The following is a 16,982-nucleotide window of genomic DNA, read 5'->3' as shown; positions in this document are numbered from 1 at the left end:
TAAATACTTTTTTTTGAAAATATGGAATTATTTTAAAGGTGTGCAAGGCCAGTGGGCCTGACCCCCATCGTACTAAAGCGTTAGTGCACTGGGGGTCAGGCCCTGCTTTTACAGAAAAAGATCTCTTTGCGACTATTGGTCAACTTTCTATCGATGAAAAAGAAATCGAATCTAGTGACACGAAACGTATTGTTTGTGTGCCAATTGGAACGGGTGCATTGGATATGACGTATCTCTTTTTCACAGTTTTCCCACAATCCATGATGTTCGTGGGTCTAGCACTTTTTCTCATGGAAACAATCTGTGAACAAGAAAACTAGATAAGTCACGGTGACGTTAGTAAAAGTAACAAAATGTTCATATAATTGTAGTAAATTACTCTAATCAATAATCTACTATAAAAAATAATGTGATATAATTCTAATCAGAAGGGAGGTAGAACAATGTCGGAACAATAATAAAAATAATGGTCCCTGTTATGTTTAAGTTCATTCCACTAAATCAGCAATTTTCCCCTTTTTAATGTCATCATATTAAATCTCCATCAAGCCACTACTACTACTAAACAATTATCAGATAAAATGCTAAAAGTGAATATGTTTGATGTATTACTTGATTAAACGGGAATTTTGCCGGTTGAGCCAATTTTATTAAAGAGGAGCGCTATTATGCATGCTGTGCTAAATAAGGTTGCCAATGGTATCACTGTTTGTTATTCAGAAGTTTTCCTAAATCAAAATTATTTCCACCTAGAGTATGCTGGAAGTTTATTTTTGGTTGCGGATTCATATTGTATGAATCCGAATTGTGCATGTCAAGAGGTAGTTCTAAATTTTGTTCAAGTTTTTCCTACGGAAGAAAGGGAAACTAACAGTTTCATGATTCGGTATAAGCTTAACGGAAGAGGTTATAAAATACATGATAAAGGTAAATTTTCCAGACGGGAAATACAGGCCTTTGTTAGAAAATTTTTGGCTGACGACTCCATGCTTAAACTTTTTAATAGTCGATATAATGAAATGAAGGAAAAAGCAATAGAATTAATAGGTTAAGTACTAAATTCAAGGTTCCTGATAAAAAAAGGAGGGTGGGAAAATTATGAAATGGCAAGAAGTCAGGGAGCTTTTTCCAAACCAATTTGTGTTAGTTTCTATTCTAGACTATCGTGAAGAAGGAGAAACGAAAATTGTGGATGAAGTAGCTCCGATAAGAACTATTTCTGATCAGGATGCAACCAAAGAGTTTTTCCGTGCCAAGGAAGGAACTTGTGTTTATCATACTGCTAATGAAGAATTTGTAATCCATATTCGAAGAGACCCATTAATGAAAGTGAGAAGGTTGACATGAAACTTTCATATGATGGGCAACTCATTACAACTACCCTAAATGTTACTTTTCGTGGAAAATCATTAAAAATTTGTGATGTAATAGTAGATACTGGTTCCTCCCATACAGTAATTAGTCCTGATGTATTAGAAGAAATAGATGTTAGGTATGAAAATGGTGATTCAATATATGAGGCTTACGGAATTGGTGGAACGGTTCCATTTTATACAAAAATAATGGACAAATTAGAACTTGATTCATTTGCCCTATTAGATTTTGAACTAGATGTTGGTATGTTGCCTAAGAAGCATAATGGGTTACTAGGATTGGATTTATTAAAAACCTATAACTTTACAATAAATTTGGAAAAATTGGAGTTAATACCACCTAGTTAAGATTAGTTCGGCTTGTGCTTTTTATAATAATTGAAAAACAAGGTTCATAAAAATTGTTGAAAAAAATGCGTACACCCATTGAACTCCTAATGGAATATAAATGAATCACTTTATATTAATCTATTGGCTTAGAGGAGATTTTCCTTTAAGTCTTTTTTGTTCACAGATTTCCCATAAAAAACTTTAAAACGGATGCCCCTTTTTTATCACCACCTCTCTATAACAACAATGAAAGGGTGGTGCATTCAAGTGAATTTAAAATCGGGCACAGTTGATCAGTTTGAGGACTATTCAAATTTTAGTAGTTTACAGGAATTCAACAGACATATGGAGATGTGGATGCTTCAATATAAGGGTGATTTTTCAAAAGGTGAGCTTGTTGGGTTAAAACGCCTTGTTCGTTATTCAGCAAAGGTTCCAGGGGTTTGCAATGCAAAGATTGGTACGATGCTGAAGTCCATCCATGAGGAATACAAAGGAAATGGCGTGTCTCGTTCTACTTTTAAACGAATGATTCAAAAAGCAGTGGCTTTAGGTATTTTTACAGTATATGAAACCGAGCGCAAGAATGGCTCACAATCTAGCAATCTTTACGTGTTTAATCGTTTTCCTGAAATGACCTCAACCTATCATGAACCACCTAAAGAAGAAATTTTGAACCACCCTAAAGAAACTAGTAATCCTTTTAAAACTAAACAAAATATAAAAGAACGTAAGGACGCTCCTCTAGATTTTACATTTACGAGTGATCGAGTTCCTGTTTCCTTTGTGGAAGCAGTAAATCCATTTTTTCCTGATGCAAAAATAATCGAGGAATATTGGAAAATGACAACCATTGCAGCTAGTAAAAACAACCGTGACAGGGAATGTGTAGATATGATTGAACTATCGATAAAAGCCTTCAAACAAATGGTTATCAAGCTAAAGCGAAATTCTGTTCATAATCCTTTTGCCTATTTTTATGGAGTGTTATCCCGTAAATTGGATGAGTTATACTATCAGGAATTGGAAGAAGAAGAGGAATATTTCTTGGAAAGTATGAGCAAGCAGCGAAAAGAAGCATCCAAAAAATCTGAGCTATTTTTGTTACTTCAGGAAGTCTTGCCGCTTACTTAGTCAGCATAAAGGTTAAATTTGTGGTGTTGGTTTATAATTAATAAAAAACACATATTTAGGAAAAAAATGCAGGAAGAGGAATGTGAATGACAGTTGGAAGAAATGATCCATGTCCTTGTGGGAGTGGGAAAAAGTATAAAAAGTGTTGTATGAAAAAGAGTAACGTCGTGCAGTTACGAGAATTTAAAGTAGAGCAATTTTATCAACAAAAGCTTAGGCTAGTGAATCAACTCAGTGACTTTATTTATGAGAGGGTTTCAAATAAACTTTATTACCGATTGAAATCCGAATTTAAAGAGAGAGCAAAATTGAAGTCTGATAAAGACCTAGGAGGACTATTAGATTTTTGGCTCTATTTTTTCTACCGTTATGAAAATGGTATGCGCGGGATTGAATGGTTTTTAATGGAAAAAGGGCAGCGACTCTCAGAAGAAGAGTTCGTAATGGCTAGAAGGTGGGCCGAGCTTAAACCAAAGCTTGTTCAAGCTATTGATAAAACGAAATCTCAGGTAGTTTTTCTAGACTTTTTCACAAAAGAAAAGTTTCTAGTATCTGCCTATCATGAAAATATTCCATTCTTTACTCCTTGGTATAGTACGTTGGCTTTACTTGAACCATTTGAAGACGAATTTTATTTTAATGGTGTTAGAACTCAGGCAAGTCCAAATGGATTTCATAAAGCGACAATTTTAGTGCAAAGTCTAATGAAGCAAACAGGACTGGATTACGAACAAGTATTTATTGAGTACTATCCTGAATTACTGGTAGCATTACGAGATGAAAGAGACGAAGATTTAGGTGAAAAGGAATTGGTTCAATATAATTATAAATTCCTACTTAATGATAAAGTTGTAGGGGAGAATTTCTTATATAACGAAGAATGTTTTATGATTGATACATGGGAGGATACGTATAAAAAACTAATTTGGCTGGATAATTTACACGTTTTTAAGGATAGTGAACTAGAGGGCAGCCTTCATATTGGGGAAGTTCTGGCCAGCATAGAACTTAAGAATACAACATTAACCTTTGTCTCTACTAACCTGAGTATCGTTAACCTGTTTCTAAGAAAATTGCAAAAGGCTAGAGGAGCATTTCAGTTGGTAGATGATCAGGAAGAACGAATTACCCTACCGATAAATGCTGAAGTGCAACAACTATCAATTTCTCTTGAAAAGGGTGTTCCAGAATATTTTGGGATAATTGCACAAAATAAATGGAATTTACAAATAGATGAGCCGATTCCAATGTTCGATAATTTGTCTTTAAGGCAATTAGTTGAAAAGGGAAAAGAAGATTTAGCTGAAGTATGGTTGAAACAATCGGAATATACCTTATATCTCCTTGTTTATCAACAATATGGAAATGTGGAGATCACAGCTGATTTTAATACTGTAAGAAGAGAATTAGCCTTGGAGTTTTCACCCTTTGTTACAGGTGGAAAGCAGCGTCAGTCAAAACTTCTTCCGGTACCCAATAAGGAACAACGTAAAACGGTTATTTTGGAACAGGATATACCGATTTATGAAAACTTAGGCTTTACTCCGAAAACTGTAGATAACTTCTATACAAAAGACCTCATTAATTTTTATAAAGAAAAAACCGATGGAATGTCTGAAAGTACTAAAAGAAAATACCAAAATAGTCTTTATGATATAAGAGAAGTTTTGGAAAGAAGCACAGTAAAGAATTGGGACGAGTGTAATTTTTCTTTTTGGTATGAGTTTATTTCAAATGGAATATATAAGATAAATGATAGAGTCAGTAAAACAAAGTTGAAAGACATGGTTTCTACGTTAAAAGCATTAACAAAGTGGTTGGAAAAAGAAAAGAAGTTTCAACATGCTAAACAAATTGCTGCGCTTGGAATGGAAACTGAAATGATAAAGTAAATAAGATACTACTGTAAAATTCAGGACTTTCTTCCATAGAGAATCTACGAAATTAAGGAAAGAAGTACATGAATTAAAGGGCCAGCCCCCCATCGTACTAAAGCGCTAGCGCTTGGGTGTAAGGCCCTTCTTTTTTGCGTGGAACTATTTGTGAAACAAGAATTTTCGGGTCGTCACTGTGACGTATCTCTTACATTTCTATTTTACTAGTGTAACCCGCAGTAAAATCTTTTGTTCTTTAAATTTAAACTATTGCAAAATTTGTGGTATATTATAAAAATATTTGTCTAACAAACTATTATTCGTATGAATGCCAAGAAGCAAAAAGGTATAACAGGCTAATTAAACCTCTTGAGAACACAACGAGGCTACCCTACCCGGGGGTTAGTGAGCGCAACAATGAGGTGAAGTGCATCTTGACTTTTCAGAAAAGGTGGAATAGTGAAATCAAACATTGGAAGAAGATAGTTTATACGATTATTTAAATTTGTGAAATATGTACAGAAAAGGATACAAGCAAATTGTGACATTAAAAGAGAAGGGCTGATTTACAATGAAAAAAACTCTAAGAGATAGTAGTATTATTGGGCTTGCGCTTTTTGCCACATTTTTTGGAGCCGGGAATTTAATTTTCCCACCATTTTTAGGGCTACAATCCGGGACGGGCTGGCTTAGCGGGAACATCGGATTCATTATTTCAGGGGTCTTTTTCCCTATACTAGCGATTTATATTATATCCCATGCTGGTGGTACTGTAGATCAATTGACTAAAAAAGTGCATCCTAAATTTTCGCAATGGATACTACTAGGCATCATGTTATTTTCAAGCTTTATCGCCATACCGAGAACGGGGGCTGTTACCCATGAATTAGGTTTTCAGGCAGTTTTCCCATCGATTCCAGCAGCACCTATTGTCATCATTTTCTTCGCGTTAACTTATTATTTTGTAAATGACAGGAACAATGTTATCGATAAAGTGGGAACTTTTTTAACACCTGCATTGGTTGTCATTTTAATTGCTATCATCATAAATGGAGTCATAACGCCAGTTGGACAACCAGTGGACACAGAAATTTCAAGTAGTTTTGTTAATGCATTTCTTGGCGGATATCAAACAGGAGACTTATTAGTAAGTTTTATGGTTGCTAGTGTGTTTATTTCACATCTTTTTGGCAAAGGATACCGGTCTGATAAGGAAAGAAATAAAATGATTGCATTTGCAGGGCTCATCGCCTTTATCTTTTTAGTTATTATCTATTCGGGGCTTTTATATTTAGGGGCTTCAGTTAGTGGGATGTATCCTCAAAACATAGATAGGGCCGAACTATTATTAGGTATTGTAGAATCGATATTAGGTAAAGGTGGGCTCTACGGATTAGGGATCGTGGTGGCATTAGCATGTCTGACTACTGCGATTGGCTTGACTACAGCTGTTGCTCAATTTTTTGATAGTTTAACAAATGGGAAGCTAAGTTATAAAACAACGGCGGCCATCGTTTGTGTCCTTGGCATTGCCATTGCATTATTAGGTGTAGATCGAATCGTATTTTTAGCAACACCGCTTTATGAGGCAATCTATCCGGTTTGTATCGTGGTCATATTGGTTGGGATTTTTCATAGGCACTTACCAAACGCTGCCTCCTTTCAAGGTGCCGTGTTATTAACAGTGATTATTAGCGTATCAGAAGCAATGACATCAGCCGTAAATATTCCATTTTTATCTCGTTTAATTGGGATGATTCCATTAAGCAGTAATGGGTTCGCATGGCTAATTCCAGCAATAATTGGATTCATCGGTGGAGCAATCATTGGAAGATTTAAAGAGAAGGAGAAAGCCACAGGGCAGTCGATTGCAAATTAAATTACACCCTGGCATTTTCAAAATAAACACACGTCCCTCTTCCCAAAGGAATAGGTGACGTGTGTTTTAGTTTTTATCAAAATCATTTACACTAGCATTGCATAAACCATTAATATCCTGCTCACGCATTCTTTAACTTCCCAATTTCCTAAATACATCCTTAGTTGTTGTCGCTTCTTGTATAAATTGAGGAACTGGTGTAACAAGGATTGGGCATATTGACTATCATCTATGCGTGGAACTATTTGTGAAACAAGAATATTCGGGTCGTCACTGTGACGTATCCTAATGTATGACGTATACTATTCTATGAAATCGAGGAGGTAAGTACATGGATGTTTCCTATATTGTTGAACGAATTAATGACCTTTTTAATATATCAAATAAGGAAATTTATTTTAGTGAGTCTGGGATTACATACAAAGCAGATAAACAAGTTAAGAAAATTGGATACTGTGTTAACCTAACGCTTGAAACGATAGAGGAAGCAAGAATTAATGGTGTTGATATGATGGTTACACATCATGATGCATGGGATGAGATATATGGATTAAGAGAGGCGTGCATAGAAAAACTAGCAGAGTACGGGATAAGTCACTATTATAACCACTTGCCACTTGATGACTGTAACTTTGGAACAAATGATAGTTTATTAAATAAGTTGAATTTAGAAATTGTTAAAAGAACCCACGAATGGGAAGGGTTATATTTTGGTAGAATCGCAGAATATGATCAGGAAATTGATTTTAATGAGTTAGTAAAAAGTATGGAGAATCTACTTGGAGAACCAGTTAGATCTTGGAAGTTTAATAACAATAAGATAAAGCGAGTGGGCTTAGTCTGTGGAAATGGAGCACCAACTGCTTGCCTCAAGGAAGCGGTTGAAAATAAGTGTGATGTATACATTACAGGTGAATGTAATTTGTATACGATTCAATATGCGCAGTTTAAAGGGATAAATCTTATCATTGGGAGTCATACTTTTACAGAATTCTTTGGAATTGAAAGTTTAGCATTGAAATTGAAGGAGAATATTAAGGAACTTGGAGTAGTGAGACTCAATGAAGAGCATTATGAAGCGAATATAAAATAAGATATAATAACACTGAAATACGTAGAACTTAAGGAGAAAGCAATGAACAATTATAAATTAACGATTCAGTATGATGGTGGCCGTTACAAGGGGTGGCAGCGACTTAGTAATAGTGACAATACGATTCAAGGGAAAATTGAAAATGTATTAACAGAACTGGCAGGAGAAAAGATTGAAATCATTGGGTCTGGAAGAACAGATGCAGGTGTACATGCTCTTGCTCAAATCGCTAACTTTAAGATGCGTAAAAATGCAACGGAAGATGAAGTTATGCAGTATTTAAACAGATATCTTCCAAATGACATAAGCGTTGTGGATGTAACGTTAACTCATGATCGTTTTCATGCACGTTATAATGCGAAAGATAAAACCTATTTGTATAAGATTTGGAACGAGCAATATCCACATCCCTTCATGAGAAAGTACAGTATGCATGTAGAGGAAAAGCTTGATATCGAAAAAATGAGAATAGCATCTCACTATTTTTTAGGGAAGCATGACTTTACTTCCTATTCCAATGCGAAGTCGAAGAAAAAGTCCATGGTGCGTGAAATATACTCGCTTGAGATCAATGAAAATGCCGGCTTTATCGAAATTAAAGTACGAGGCAATGGCTTCCTTTACAATATGGTGAGAAAAATTGTAGGCACGTTAATTGAAGTTGGATTAGGCGAAAAAGAGGCTGCTGCAATACCAAGTATTCTGGAATCAAAAGAAAGAATTCAAACAGGTCGTATGGCGGAAGCGGAAGGATTGTATTTGAAGAAGGTTGGTTTTTAAACTTTGGGAAAATTTGTCCCTCCGTCCCATCAAAAGAAAATGGAATTATTAGTGAAAAAATTATTCTGACGTTATACAATAGGTGAATAATTCAATTTTCCTTTCAACAATAACCATTTACCTATTCTTCCTACTTAATAAATATTATAAAAGTTGTTAATTTGAAAGGTTAATAGAAAATTCTATGTAGAAAGGCGTTAAGACATGAATTCATTAACAAAAAAGAAACGATTACAGATTGCTTTTCTGCTGGGTTGCCTTTCAATTTTGGGACCATTTACAATAGATACGTATTTGCCTTCTTTTCCAACTATTGTGAATGATTTTCATACAAATGCTTCTTTAGTTCAAATTAGTTTAACAACTTGCTTGTTAGGATTGGGCTTGGGGCAGTTAATCATAGGACCAATGAGTGATGTGCAGGGGCGTCGTAAACCATTGCTTATTTTTCTCAGCTTGTATTTACTATCATCGTTGGCGTGTGCAATAGCACCAAATATCTATACGTTTATTGTATCCCGTTTTGTTCAAGGTTTTGCAGCTGCAGGTGGAATTGTCATTTCGAGAGCGGTTGTTCGAGACCTCTACAGCGGAAAAGAACTAACGAAGTTTTTTGCTACGTTGATGTTGATCGGAAATCTTGGCCCGATTATCGCACCGATAACAGGTGGTGCTATCCTCGCTTTTGCAAATTGGAAAGGTGTTTTCCTTGTTTTAGCTGTTATTGGTATGGCTTTAATTCTAGCAGTTTCATTTAAATTGGAAGAAACTTTACCTGTTGAAAAGCGTGTACCAAGCAATTTTACTCAAGTAGTTAGGAATTTTGGAGCTTTATTAAAGGATCGAGAATTTGCAGGTTATGCTTTTACACAAGGTTTTATTGTTGCTGGAATCTTTGCTTATGTATCCGGTATATCTTTTGTCTATCAAAATATTTATGGCGTTTCTCCTCAAGTATTTAGTTTGTTATTTGGTATAAATGGTATTGGATTAATCATTGGTACCCAAACTGTTGGCCGATTAACGATTTTTTCGGAGAGAACTTTTTTAAAGATAGGTTTATTTATTTCTAATAGCGGTGCTATATTATTGCTTATAGCGATTCTATTAAAGGCACCATTAATTGCTGTAGCTATTCCTATTTTCTTTATCGTAACTTCCATTAGTATTATTGGCACATCGTCTTTTTCTTTGGCAATGGAAACTAAGGGACATATTGCAGGAAGTGCATCTGCATTATTAGGTGTTTTGCCATTTTTACTCGGATCGTTAACAGCTCCATTGGTCGGAATAGCAGGAGAATATACAGCCATTCCAATGGGAATCATTATCTTTTCAGCAAGCTTTATGGCGTTTTTATCCTATTATGTATTAGTAAGAAAATCCTCTTTAAAGGTAAATTCTTCAAAACAAGTAATCAATAATAATAGTCTTTAATGTTATGGATTTAGTATATGGAATATAAAACACCTTTCTATTCAAGCGATTGATTAGAAAGGTGTTACTCTATCTACAAATAAATGATGAAAGTACCTGTATAATCGTTACTTTTGCAAATATTCTTGAATGGCGCTGACAACCATTGCATGATCCTCTTCCGGTGCTAACCCTGATACTGTTATAGCACCAATGACGCCTCACTACTCGTGGAACTATTTTGTGAAACAAGAATATTCGGGGCGTCACTGTGACTGAAATGAAATGGCCTGTTCCTATAATAGAAACAGGCCAAAATTATTATATCAACACAAAATGCCCAGGCTTTACTTCCTGCAATTCATTTTGACTGAAATCAAAACGAGGCATTTCCGGTATTTCTTGTTTTAGTTTATTTGTCTCGACTGCTGGGTCCGGTACTGGAATGGTCGCTATCAGCGATTTCGTGTACGGATGAAGCGGGTCACTGTAAAGCTCTTCACTTTCGGCAAGTTCAATAATTTTTCCGGCATTCATAACTGCTACACGGTCACTGATGTGTTTGACCATTGAAAGATCATGAGCGATAAATAAGTAGGTTAGCCCTAGCTTTTTCTGCAAGTCTTTTAATAAGTCCACGATTTGTGCTTGCAAGGATACATCCAATGCAGATAATGGTTCATCACATACGATGAATTTCGGGTTAACTGCAAGTGCCCGAGCGATTCCGATCCGTTGTCGTTGACCGCCTGAAAATTCATGAGGGAATCGATCCGCATGTTCTTTTTCTAAACCTACAAGCTCTAATAACTCCTCAACCCGAGCCTTACGCTCTGCTTTGTTCTTCACTAATTTATGAATATCCAAGGAATGTCCGATAATATCCAGTACCTTCATACGTGGATTGAGTGAAGCATAAGGATCTTGGAAAATAATTTGGATTTCCTTACGCAATTGCTTCAATTGTTTCTTATTTAACCGGTTGATGGCCATCCCCTTATAAAGAATTTCACCTTCCGTTGCATCTTGCAAACGCAATAGCAATCTTCCTGTTGTCGATTTTCCGGATCCTGATTCTCCAACGAGCCCCAGCGTTTCACCTGGCTGAATCGAAAAACTAATGGAGTCCACTGCTTTTAGTGTTTTTCCACCACCAAGTGGATAGACTTGTTTTAATTTTCTTACCTCAATTAACGGACGGTTCGGATTGATATCTTCTGGGAGGTCAATCTCGCCCTTAGGATGTTTCTTTTCATCTAGCCGAGGCAGGGCATTCAACAGTTTTTTTGTATAAGGATGATTTGGCGAGGAGAAAATCTTCTCCGTGGTATTTCTTTCAACGATTTCCCCTTTTTTCATGACAACAACCCGGTCGCACATCCCAGCAACGACCCCTAAATCATGGGTGATTAAGATAATGGATGTGCCAAACTGCTTTTGCATTTTTTTCATTAATCGTAAAATTTGCGCCTGAATCGTTACGTCGAGGGCAGTGGTCGGTTCGTCGGCAATCAATAGCTTTGGCCGGCAGGCGAGTGCCATGGCAATCATGGCCCGTTGCCTCATACCTCCTGAAAACTCATGCGGATATTGATTGTATCGTTCTTCTGGATTTTTAATACCGACTAACTGCAGCATTTCAATAGACTCTAGTCTGGCCTCTTTTGCTGAAAGACCTTGATGTTTGATTAAAACTTCATCGATTTGTTTTCCGACTTTAATAGTCGGGTTTAATGACGACATAGGGTCCTGGAAAATCATACTGATTTCTTTTCCGCGGATTTTTTCCATTTCACTATCTGTAAAAGTAGAAATCGGTTTACCATCAAATTCAATTGAGCCTTCTGTCATTAATGCTGGTGGAGAAGGGAGCAGCTGCATAATCGACCTTGCAGTTACACTTTTCCCAGAACCGGATTCTCCGACAATACCAAGTGTTTCCCCTTTGCGGACATCAAATGTAACTCCTTTGACAGCTTCGAAGACTTCATTATTAGAAAGGAAAGAGATATGCACATTGTTGACTGTTAATAATTTTTCCATATTGAATTGCCTCTATTTCTAGTAAAAATATATTTTAATTTTTATAAGTTGACATCTTTTCATATCATCACTATACTTTATTTCTGTTACAGGTTTTAATATACACTAAACCACTAGGAATAATCAATGATAAGGATTTTTCGAAAGAGGGGGGGATTATTTGCTTTCAGAAAAGGATCAAACAAATGAACAAATACGGTTTAGTTTTGAAAAATATTATCTTGGAGTGATTACCCAACCTTTATTAAAGTTCGTATTTATCCTGCTTGGACTTCCTGTTCATTTGATGACTTGGCTATTTTATCAATTTAAATATAAAAATTCATCCTATAAGCAGCAACTCCAAAAAGAGATAGAAGCGATTCAACAATCATCTACATACGGTACATGGATTGAGCGTTATGAAGATCAATACAAAAGTAAAATGCACTATTTTAATAAACCTATAGATAAGAAAGAGATGCGTGAAGAAGCTAGTAAGCTAGCAGATGAACAAGCTGTAGAAATGGCTAAAGCTACTTTGTCAGAGAAAAACATCAAAGATTCTACTTATCTGCAATTCTTTGGGGAATGTTTACATAAAACAACCTTTGTTTGGGTTAGTTTTATTCCAGGTATCCTGATGTATTTGTTCTTATGGATCTATTCCAAAATGATTCTTCGATATATTTTTGAACGGCTTGTGATGACGATCTTCGTCATTATATCGGTAGCAATCTTCGTCTTTACCATTTTATATTTTTCACCGTCAGACCCAGCTGCGAACATTTTAGGTGAAGCCGCTACAATGGATCAGCGAGATGAATTTAATCGTCAATACGGTCTAGATCAACCGTATTTGGTGCAGCTAGCAAATGCTGTAAAAGGAATTATCACCTTTGATTTAGGATTTTCCTATACAGGTAATGAGGATATAGCAACAAGTATTGCGAATAAATTTCCGATTACTTTAATAATTGCTGTATTTTCCTTGGTGATGGCTATCGTCTTGGCGATTCCAATCGGTATTATTTCTGCAGCGAAACGAAATTCCATCTGGGATTATAGTTTTATGTTTATCGCATTAATAGGTTTGTCCATTCCTAATTTTTGGCAAGGTTTAGTGTTTATACTGAACTTCTCCATTAAGTGGAATCTGTTGCCCGCAACCTATTCACCTGGTGATTGGTTGTCTATTATTATGCCGGTCATTGTCCTTGGGACAGGATTAACGGCATCGATTGCTCGGATGACACGTTCGTCGATCCTTGAAGTGATTAATGAAGACTACATAATAACTGCGAAGGCGAAGGGATTAAGTCCTAGAAAGATTCTAATCCAGCATGCTCTAAGGAATGCAATGATTCCCATTATTACTGTGATGGGCTTACAGTTTGGTGGAATGCTCGGCGGGGCTGCTGTTACCGAGAAAGTCTTCAATATTAGCGGTCTAGGAAGCTATATAGTAGATAAACAATTTGTTCCGGACATTCCATCGATATTAGGTGGGGTCGTCTACATTGCAATTACAATCTCTCTTGTAAACCTTGTGGTTGATATTATCTATGCATTATTGAATCCGAGAATTCGTTCTCAAATGAAAAGTTCTTAAGAGGTGTTTGAAATGACGACACAACAGGAGTTTGCACTAAAACAATCACAAGTATATAAGAATGCTAGTTTTTCCTTGTTTCTTTCGATCGCATTATCAATCATCTTTTTCCTTAATGCATATGATTTCGCAGAAGGGACTTGGAGTTTAGTCTGGGGAATCGTAATGGCTACCTATTTCATTACCTCAATCTTACAAGGAGCCATTGTTCTTCTTATAAAAAGAGATTTATTGACCTTTGGGGCGATACAGAACCGCACAAGACTCTTGAGTGGTGTTCAACTGCTAAGTTTATTTGTAGGTAATATATTTACCGCTGCATTTGCCTTCCGAATGTTAAAAAAGAAGGATTCAATTGAGTACACCCTTGCGTACTATATGTTCCTGACGCAATTTGTCATTTTTGCTATTTCCTTTTTCAATTTGTTTAAGCCATATGTGTCCAATCTATTCATCCCCTCTATGACCCTATTGATCTTGGCGATGGTCATTGAACTGATTTTGATTATCATCCTTTCGCGTACGGATGTTGAACAGGGTGTGAAGCCGTTATTGAAATGGCTTGGGGTTGTCATCTTTTTAATTGGTTTCACCGGTAACTTTTTTGGTTTGATTTTAGGATATAGCTTGGTGATGAAGTCAATAAGCAGTAATGCTTCAACCATTGATAAATGGAATAAGTTCTGGATAAGTATGACGAACAATTTTACGGCTATGTTAGGATTTTTATTCATCTTTTTAATGTTTGCACTATCAATGGCTAGCTACGGGACTTTTGTGAGTTCCTTTTCCACAGATAATGACTATAATGCACTACTTTTAGAGCCAAGCCTTGCACATCCCTTTGGTACCGATAATTTCGGTAGAGATGTCTTTTCTCGAATCGTTTTCGGTGCAAGGATATCCTTGGTTGTTGGCTTACTAACGACAGTGATTCCTCTTGTAATTGGTGGATTTTTAGGAGCTATCTCGGGGTACTATCAAAAATCAGTTGATAACATCATCATGCGCTTACTTGATGTGTTATATGCCGTGCCAGGCATCTTGCTAGCAATTGCGATCATCGCAGCATTTGGTTCGAGTACGATTAACTTAATTATCGCGTTAAGCGTAGGCTCGATACCTACGTATGCGCGAACAATGAGGGCGAATGTATTGATGGTTTCAAATTTGGAATATGTTGAGGCAGCCAAAGCATTAGGAGAAAATGAATGGAAAATTATTTTTAAACAGATTGTTCCGAATGCGTTTGCTCCAATGATTGTGAAAGCTTCGTTAACTATCGGGGGCGCCGTTATAGCTACAAGTTCCTTAAGCTTCTTAGGCTTAGGTGTGGAACCGCATATTCCTGAATGGGGAAATATTTTAAAAATTGGCAGTATGTACTTAGAAACCAATCCATATTTAGCCATTTTTCCTGGAATAGCCATTATTCTTTTAGTACTTTCCTTTAACTTCTTGGGGGATGGTTTACGGGATGCATTGGATCCGAAGTTAGATTTGTAGGTTAAATTTTTTAAAAAATAGATCACATCATAATGAATAAACGGAGGTAGAATGTAAATGAAGAAATTAGGTATTTTACTTGTAGCATTGATGTTTTTTGTTACAGGCTGTGTTCAAACTGAAAAAGATGTAAAAGATGATGCTACATCAGATCCAAAAGCGAAAGCACCAACGATTGAAATTTTAGGAATGGCTACTGGCGAAGATAATATGAACATCTTACGCGACCAATTAACTAAAAATGGTTTTGAAGTCAAACTAAATATCCAACCAGATTACGGTAGTTTTACAGCTCAAAAAGAAGCGGGTAACTACGATTTATCTGTAAATAGCTGGACAACTGTAACAGGTAACCCTGATTATGCGGTTCGTTCATTATTTACTTCTGACGGTGACAATAGCTTATTTGCTGATGAGAAAGCAGATGAATTAGTAGAAAAAGCTGCTACACAATTACCTGAAGAATACCAAGAAACATACAAAGAGTTAGAACAACATGTAGTTTTAGACAATGCGTATATCGTACCGCTATTCACTTCATATAAAGCTCAGGCGGTAAACAGCCAAGTAGTGGATGAATCAACTGTCCGTTTACCAAAATCTAGAGCGCAAGTTTGGGAAAAATACGACTTCGTAGATCAATCCAAACGCGATAGCCAGCCATTGATTGTTCATCAGTCTATTAGTTCATTAACATCTTTAGACCCGATTAAAGGAAATGACGGTTCGATTAATACCCTAAATACAAATATGTATGTACGTTTAGTAAACTTAACCGACGATGACAAGGTTGTATCTGATGGTTCACTTTCATTAAATCACGCAATTGCTGAAGGAAGCGAAGACTACTACTTCTTACTGCGCGATGATATTCATTTCGCGTCTGTTAGCGACAACAAAGCAGTTGATACAGGTGAACTTGTTGGTGCCGAAGATGTTGTCTTTTCTCTAAACCGTGCGAAGGATCCAAAATCAGTTCCAGACCATCGTACTTACAGTCTTCATGAAAACATGGAATCTATCTCAATCGTTAGCGATTTAAGTGAACTTGATGGAAAAACAGCAGATGGTAAAACCATCCGTGAAGCGTTAGCAGATGGTATTGACGGAGAAATTAAAGAATTAGCTACTGACAAAACACAAGTAAATAATGATTCTGGTACGTACCAAGTCGTAAAAATAACAACTGTGAACCCATTCCCGCAAGTATTGAACTATCTAGCACACCAATCTGCTGGGATTGTTTCACAAAAACAAGTGGAAAGCATCAATACGTATGAAGTGGAAAGCTTTGATATCAATAAAGATATCCCTTATGGTGATCAAAGAACTGTAACAGAAGGTGCAACATACGACAATCACCTTTATGCAAGTGGTCCATATATCTTAACTTATAAAAATGATTATGAAGCACATTTCGTAAAAAATCCTGCTTATATGACAGGTACTGAAAATGAACCAAAGGTCTCTGAAATTGTTGTGAAATTCATTCAAGATGCTGACAGTGCATTATCTGCCTTACGTAACGGCGAAATCCATATCTTGAATGGTGTGCCAGAAACCAAATATGACCTTGTAAATGAAGATGAAAAATTAACGCTTCAACAAAACGAGAGTAATGGGGTTTCATATCTTGCTTTCAACATGGATGGACGTGAAGTTTCTGAAAGCGCGGCATTACGTAAATCCATTCTTTTCTCTGTGAATCAAGATGAATTCATTAGCTTCTACCAAGGAAATAAAATGAAGGCTGTTTCGACTGTAAGTCCTTTAGTTAAGACTGGGCTAGAAGTAGTTGCAGACAGTGCGAAAGCGAAAGAATTCCTCAATGAATATCTAAGCAATAAATAATGTGAAAATCGATAAGGTGACTATCTCTTAGTTTGGCTAGGAGGTAGGCACCTTATTTTTGTATTGATTGAATTACAAGTGCCTTTGTTCCTTAATGTCATTACCTTCATAT

The 16,982-nt window shown here is 36.3% G+C and carries 15 protein-coding genes; 13 read left to right on the top strand and 2 right to left on the bottom strand.

Annotated features, from left to right (window positions below):
• Positions 1 to 38 precede the first annotated feature (38 nt).
• The 10 genes from ACFSFW_RS20565 (at position 39) to ACFSFW_RS20520 (ending at position 9,900) form a co-directional block, all read left to right on the top strand.
• Positions 39 to 320, top strand: coding sequence for a hypothetical protein (locus ACFSFW_RS20565; RefSeq protein ID WP_388040989.1), 282 nt, complete (start codon positions 39 to 41; stop codon positions 318 to 320).
• A 348-nt stretch (positions 321 to 668) separates the two neighbouring features.
• Positions 669 to 1,052 carry a hypothetical protein gene (locus tag ACFSFW_RS20560; RefSeq protein ID WP_388040986.1) on the top strand — a complete coding sequence of 128 codons (384 nt, stop codon included), beginning with the start codon at positions 669 to 671 and terminating at the stop codon, positions 1,050 to 1,052.
• Between the two features lie 46 nt (positions 1,053 to 1,098).
• On the top strand, positions 1,099 to 1,347 hold the full coding sequence (locus tag ACFSFW_RS20555; protein ID WP_388040984.1) for a hypothetical protein: 249 nt from the start codon (positions 1,099 to 1,101) through the stop codon (positions 1,345 to 1,347).
• Positions 1,344 to 1,721 (top strand): aspartyl protease family protein, encoded by a 378-nt coding sequence (locus tag ACFSFW_RS20550; protein WP_388040983.1) that lies wholly within the window; start codon positions 1,344 to 1,346, stop codon positions 1,719 to 1,721. Before ACFSFW_RS20555 ends, ACFSFW_RS20550 begins: the two co-directional genes overlap by 4 nt.
• Before the next feature lie 249 nt (positions 1,722 to 1,970).
• Positions 1,971 to 2,837 (top strand): hypothetical protein, encoded by an 867-nt coding sequence (locus ACFSFW_RS20545; protein WP_388040981.1) that lies wholly within the window; start codon positions 1,971 to 1,973, stop codon positions 2,835 to 2,837.
• Between the two features lie 86 nt (positions 2,838 to 2,923).
• A complete protein-coding gene (locus ACFSFW_RS20540) occupies positions 2,924 to 4,729 on the top strand; it encodes a YecA family protein (protein WP_388040978.1) in 1,806 nt (601 codons plus the stop codon).
• A 553-nt stretch (positions 4,730 to 5,282) separates the two neighbouring features.
• On the top strand, positions 5,283 to 6,590 hold the full coding sequence (brnQ, locus tag ACFSFW_RS20535) for a branched-chain amino acid transport system II carrier protein (protein WP_388040976.1): 1,308 nt from the start codon (positions 5,283 to 5,285) through the stop codon (positions 6,588 to 6,590).
• 331 nt (positions 6,591 to 6,921) lie between these two features.
• A complete protein-coding gene (locus tag ACFSFW_RS20530) occupies positions 6,922 to 7,683 on the top strand; it encodes a Nif3-like dinuclear metal center hexameric protein (protein ID WP_388040973.1) in 762 nt (253 codons plus the stop codon).
• 42 nt (positions 7,684 to 7,725) lie between these two features.
• Positions 7,726 to 8,463 (top strand): tRNA pseudouridine(38-40) synthase TruA, encoded by a 738-nt coding sequence (gene truA, locus ACFSFW_RS20525; RefSeq protein ID WP_388040972.1) that lies wholly within the window; start codon positions 7,726 to 7,728, stop codon positions 8,461 to 8,463.
• A 204-nt stretch (positions 8,464 to 8,667) separates the two neighbouring features.
• Positions 8,668 to 9,900, top strand: a complete 1,233-nt coding sequence (locus ACFSFW_RS20520) for a multidrug effflux MFS transporter (RefSeq protein ID WP_388040970.1) — start codon at positions 8,668 to 8,670, stop codon at positions 9,898 to 9,900.
• Between the two features lie 107 nt (positions 9,901 to 10,007).
• On the opposite strand, the gene ACFSFW_RS20515 is transcribed toward ACFSFW_RS20520, so the two are convergent.
• On the bottom strand, positions 10,008 to 10,094 hold the full coding sequence (locus tag ACFSFW_RS20515) for a hypothetical protein (RefSeq protein WP_388040997.1): 87 nt from the start codon (positions 10,092 to 10,094) through the stop codon (positions 10,008 to 10,010).
• 106 nt (positions 10,095 to 10,200) lie between these two features.
• A complete protein-coding gene (locus ACFSFW_RS20510; RefSeq protein ID WP_388040967.1) occupies positions 10,201 to 11,922 on the bottom strand; it encodes an ABC transporter ATP-binding protein in 1,722 nt (573 codons plus the stop codon).
• A 160-nt stretch (positions 11,923 to 12,082) separates the two neighbouring features.
• Here ACFSFW_RS20510 and ACFSFW_RS20505 point away from each other — a divergent pair, with 160 nt between their 5' ends.
• From ACFSFW_RS20505 to ACFSFW_RS20495, 3 genes are read left to right on the top strand one after another with little or no spacing between them, the layout of a single operon-like run.
• Positions 12,083 to 13,513, top strand: coding sequence for an ABC transporter permease (locus ACFSFW_RS20505; protein WP_388040964.1), 1,431 nt, complete (start codon positions 12,083 to 12,085; stop codon positions 13,511 to 13,513).
• Between the two features lie 12 nt (positions 13,514 to 13,525).
• Positions 13,526 to 15,019, top strand: coding sequence for an ABC transporter permease (locus ACFSFW_RS20500; protein ID WP_388040961.1), 1,494 nt, complete (start codon positions 13,526 to 13,528; stop codon positions 15,017 to 15,019).
• 57 nt (positions 15,020 to 15,076) lie between these two features.
• Positions 15,077 to 16,870, top strand: coding sequence for an ABC transporter substrate-binding protein (locus ACFSFW_RS20495; protein WP_388040959.1), 1,794 nt, complete (start codon positions 15,077 to 15,079; stop codon positions 16,868 to 16,870).
• The last annotated feature ends 112 nt before the right edge of the window (positions 16,871 to 16,982 follow it).

It is taken from the genome of Ferdinandcohnia salidurans (assembly GCF_042680725.1).
Lineage (GTDB): Bacteria > Bacillota > Bacilli > Bacillales > Bacillaceae_L > Ferdinandcohnia > Ferdinandcohnia salidurans.
The sequence above is the reverse complement of the archived record's forward strand: the minus strand, read 5'-3'. Positions and strand labels throughout refer to the sequence as shown.

Bases quoted from the DNA above. Each gene is read 5' to 3' on its own strand.
- ACFSFW_RS20555 (WP_388040984.1), top strand. From the start codon at position 1,099: ATGAAATGGCAAGAAGTCAGGGAGCTTTTTCCAAACCAATTTGTGTTA.
- brnQ (WP_388040976.1), top strand. From the start codon at position 5,283: ATGAAAAAAACTCTAAGAGATAGTAGTATTATTGGGCTTGCGCTTTTT.
- ACFSFW_RS20510 (WP_388040967.1), bottom strand. From the start codon at position 11,922: ATGGAAAAATTATTAACAGTCAACAATGTGCATATCTCTTTCCTTTCT.
- ACFSFW_RS20540 (WP_388040978.1), top strand. From the start codon at position 2,924: ATGACAGTTGGAAGAAATGATCCATGTCCTTGTGGGAGTGGGAAAAAG.
- ACFSFW_RS20500 (WP_388040961.1), top strand. From the start codon at position 13,526: ATGACGACACAACAGGAGTTTGCACTAAAACAATCACAAGTATATAAG.
- ACFSFW_RS20530 (WP_388040973.1), top strand. From the start codon at position 6,922: ATGGATGTTTCCTATATTGTTGAACGAATTAATGACCTTTTTAATATA.
- truA (WP_388040972.1), top strand. From the start codon at position 7,726: ATGAACAATTATAAATTAACGATTCAGTATGATGGTGGCCGTTACAAG.
- ACFSFW_RS20550 (WP_388040983.1), top strand. From the start codon at position 1,344: ATGAAACTTTCATATGATGGGCAACTCATTACAACTACCCTAAATGTT.
- ACFSFW_RS20520 (WP_388040970.1), top strand. From the start codon at position 8,668: ATGAATTCATTAACAAAAAAGAAACGATTACAGATTGCTTTTCTGCTG.
- ACFSFW_RS20495 (WP_388040959.1), top strand. From the start codon at position 15,077: ATGAAGAAATTAGGTATTTTACTTGTAGCATTGATGTTTTTTGTTACA.
- ACFSFW_RS20560 (WP_388040986.1), top strand. From the start codon at position 669: ATGCATGCTGTGCTAAATAAGGTTGCCAATGGTATCACTGTTTGTTAT.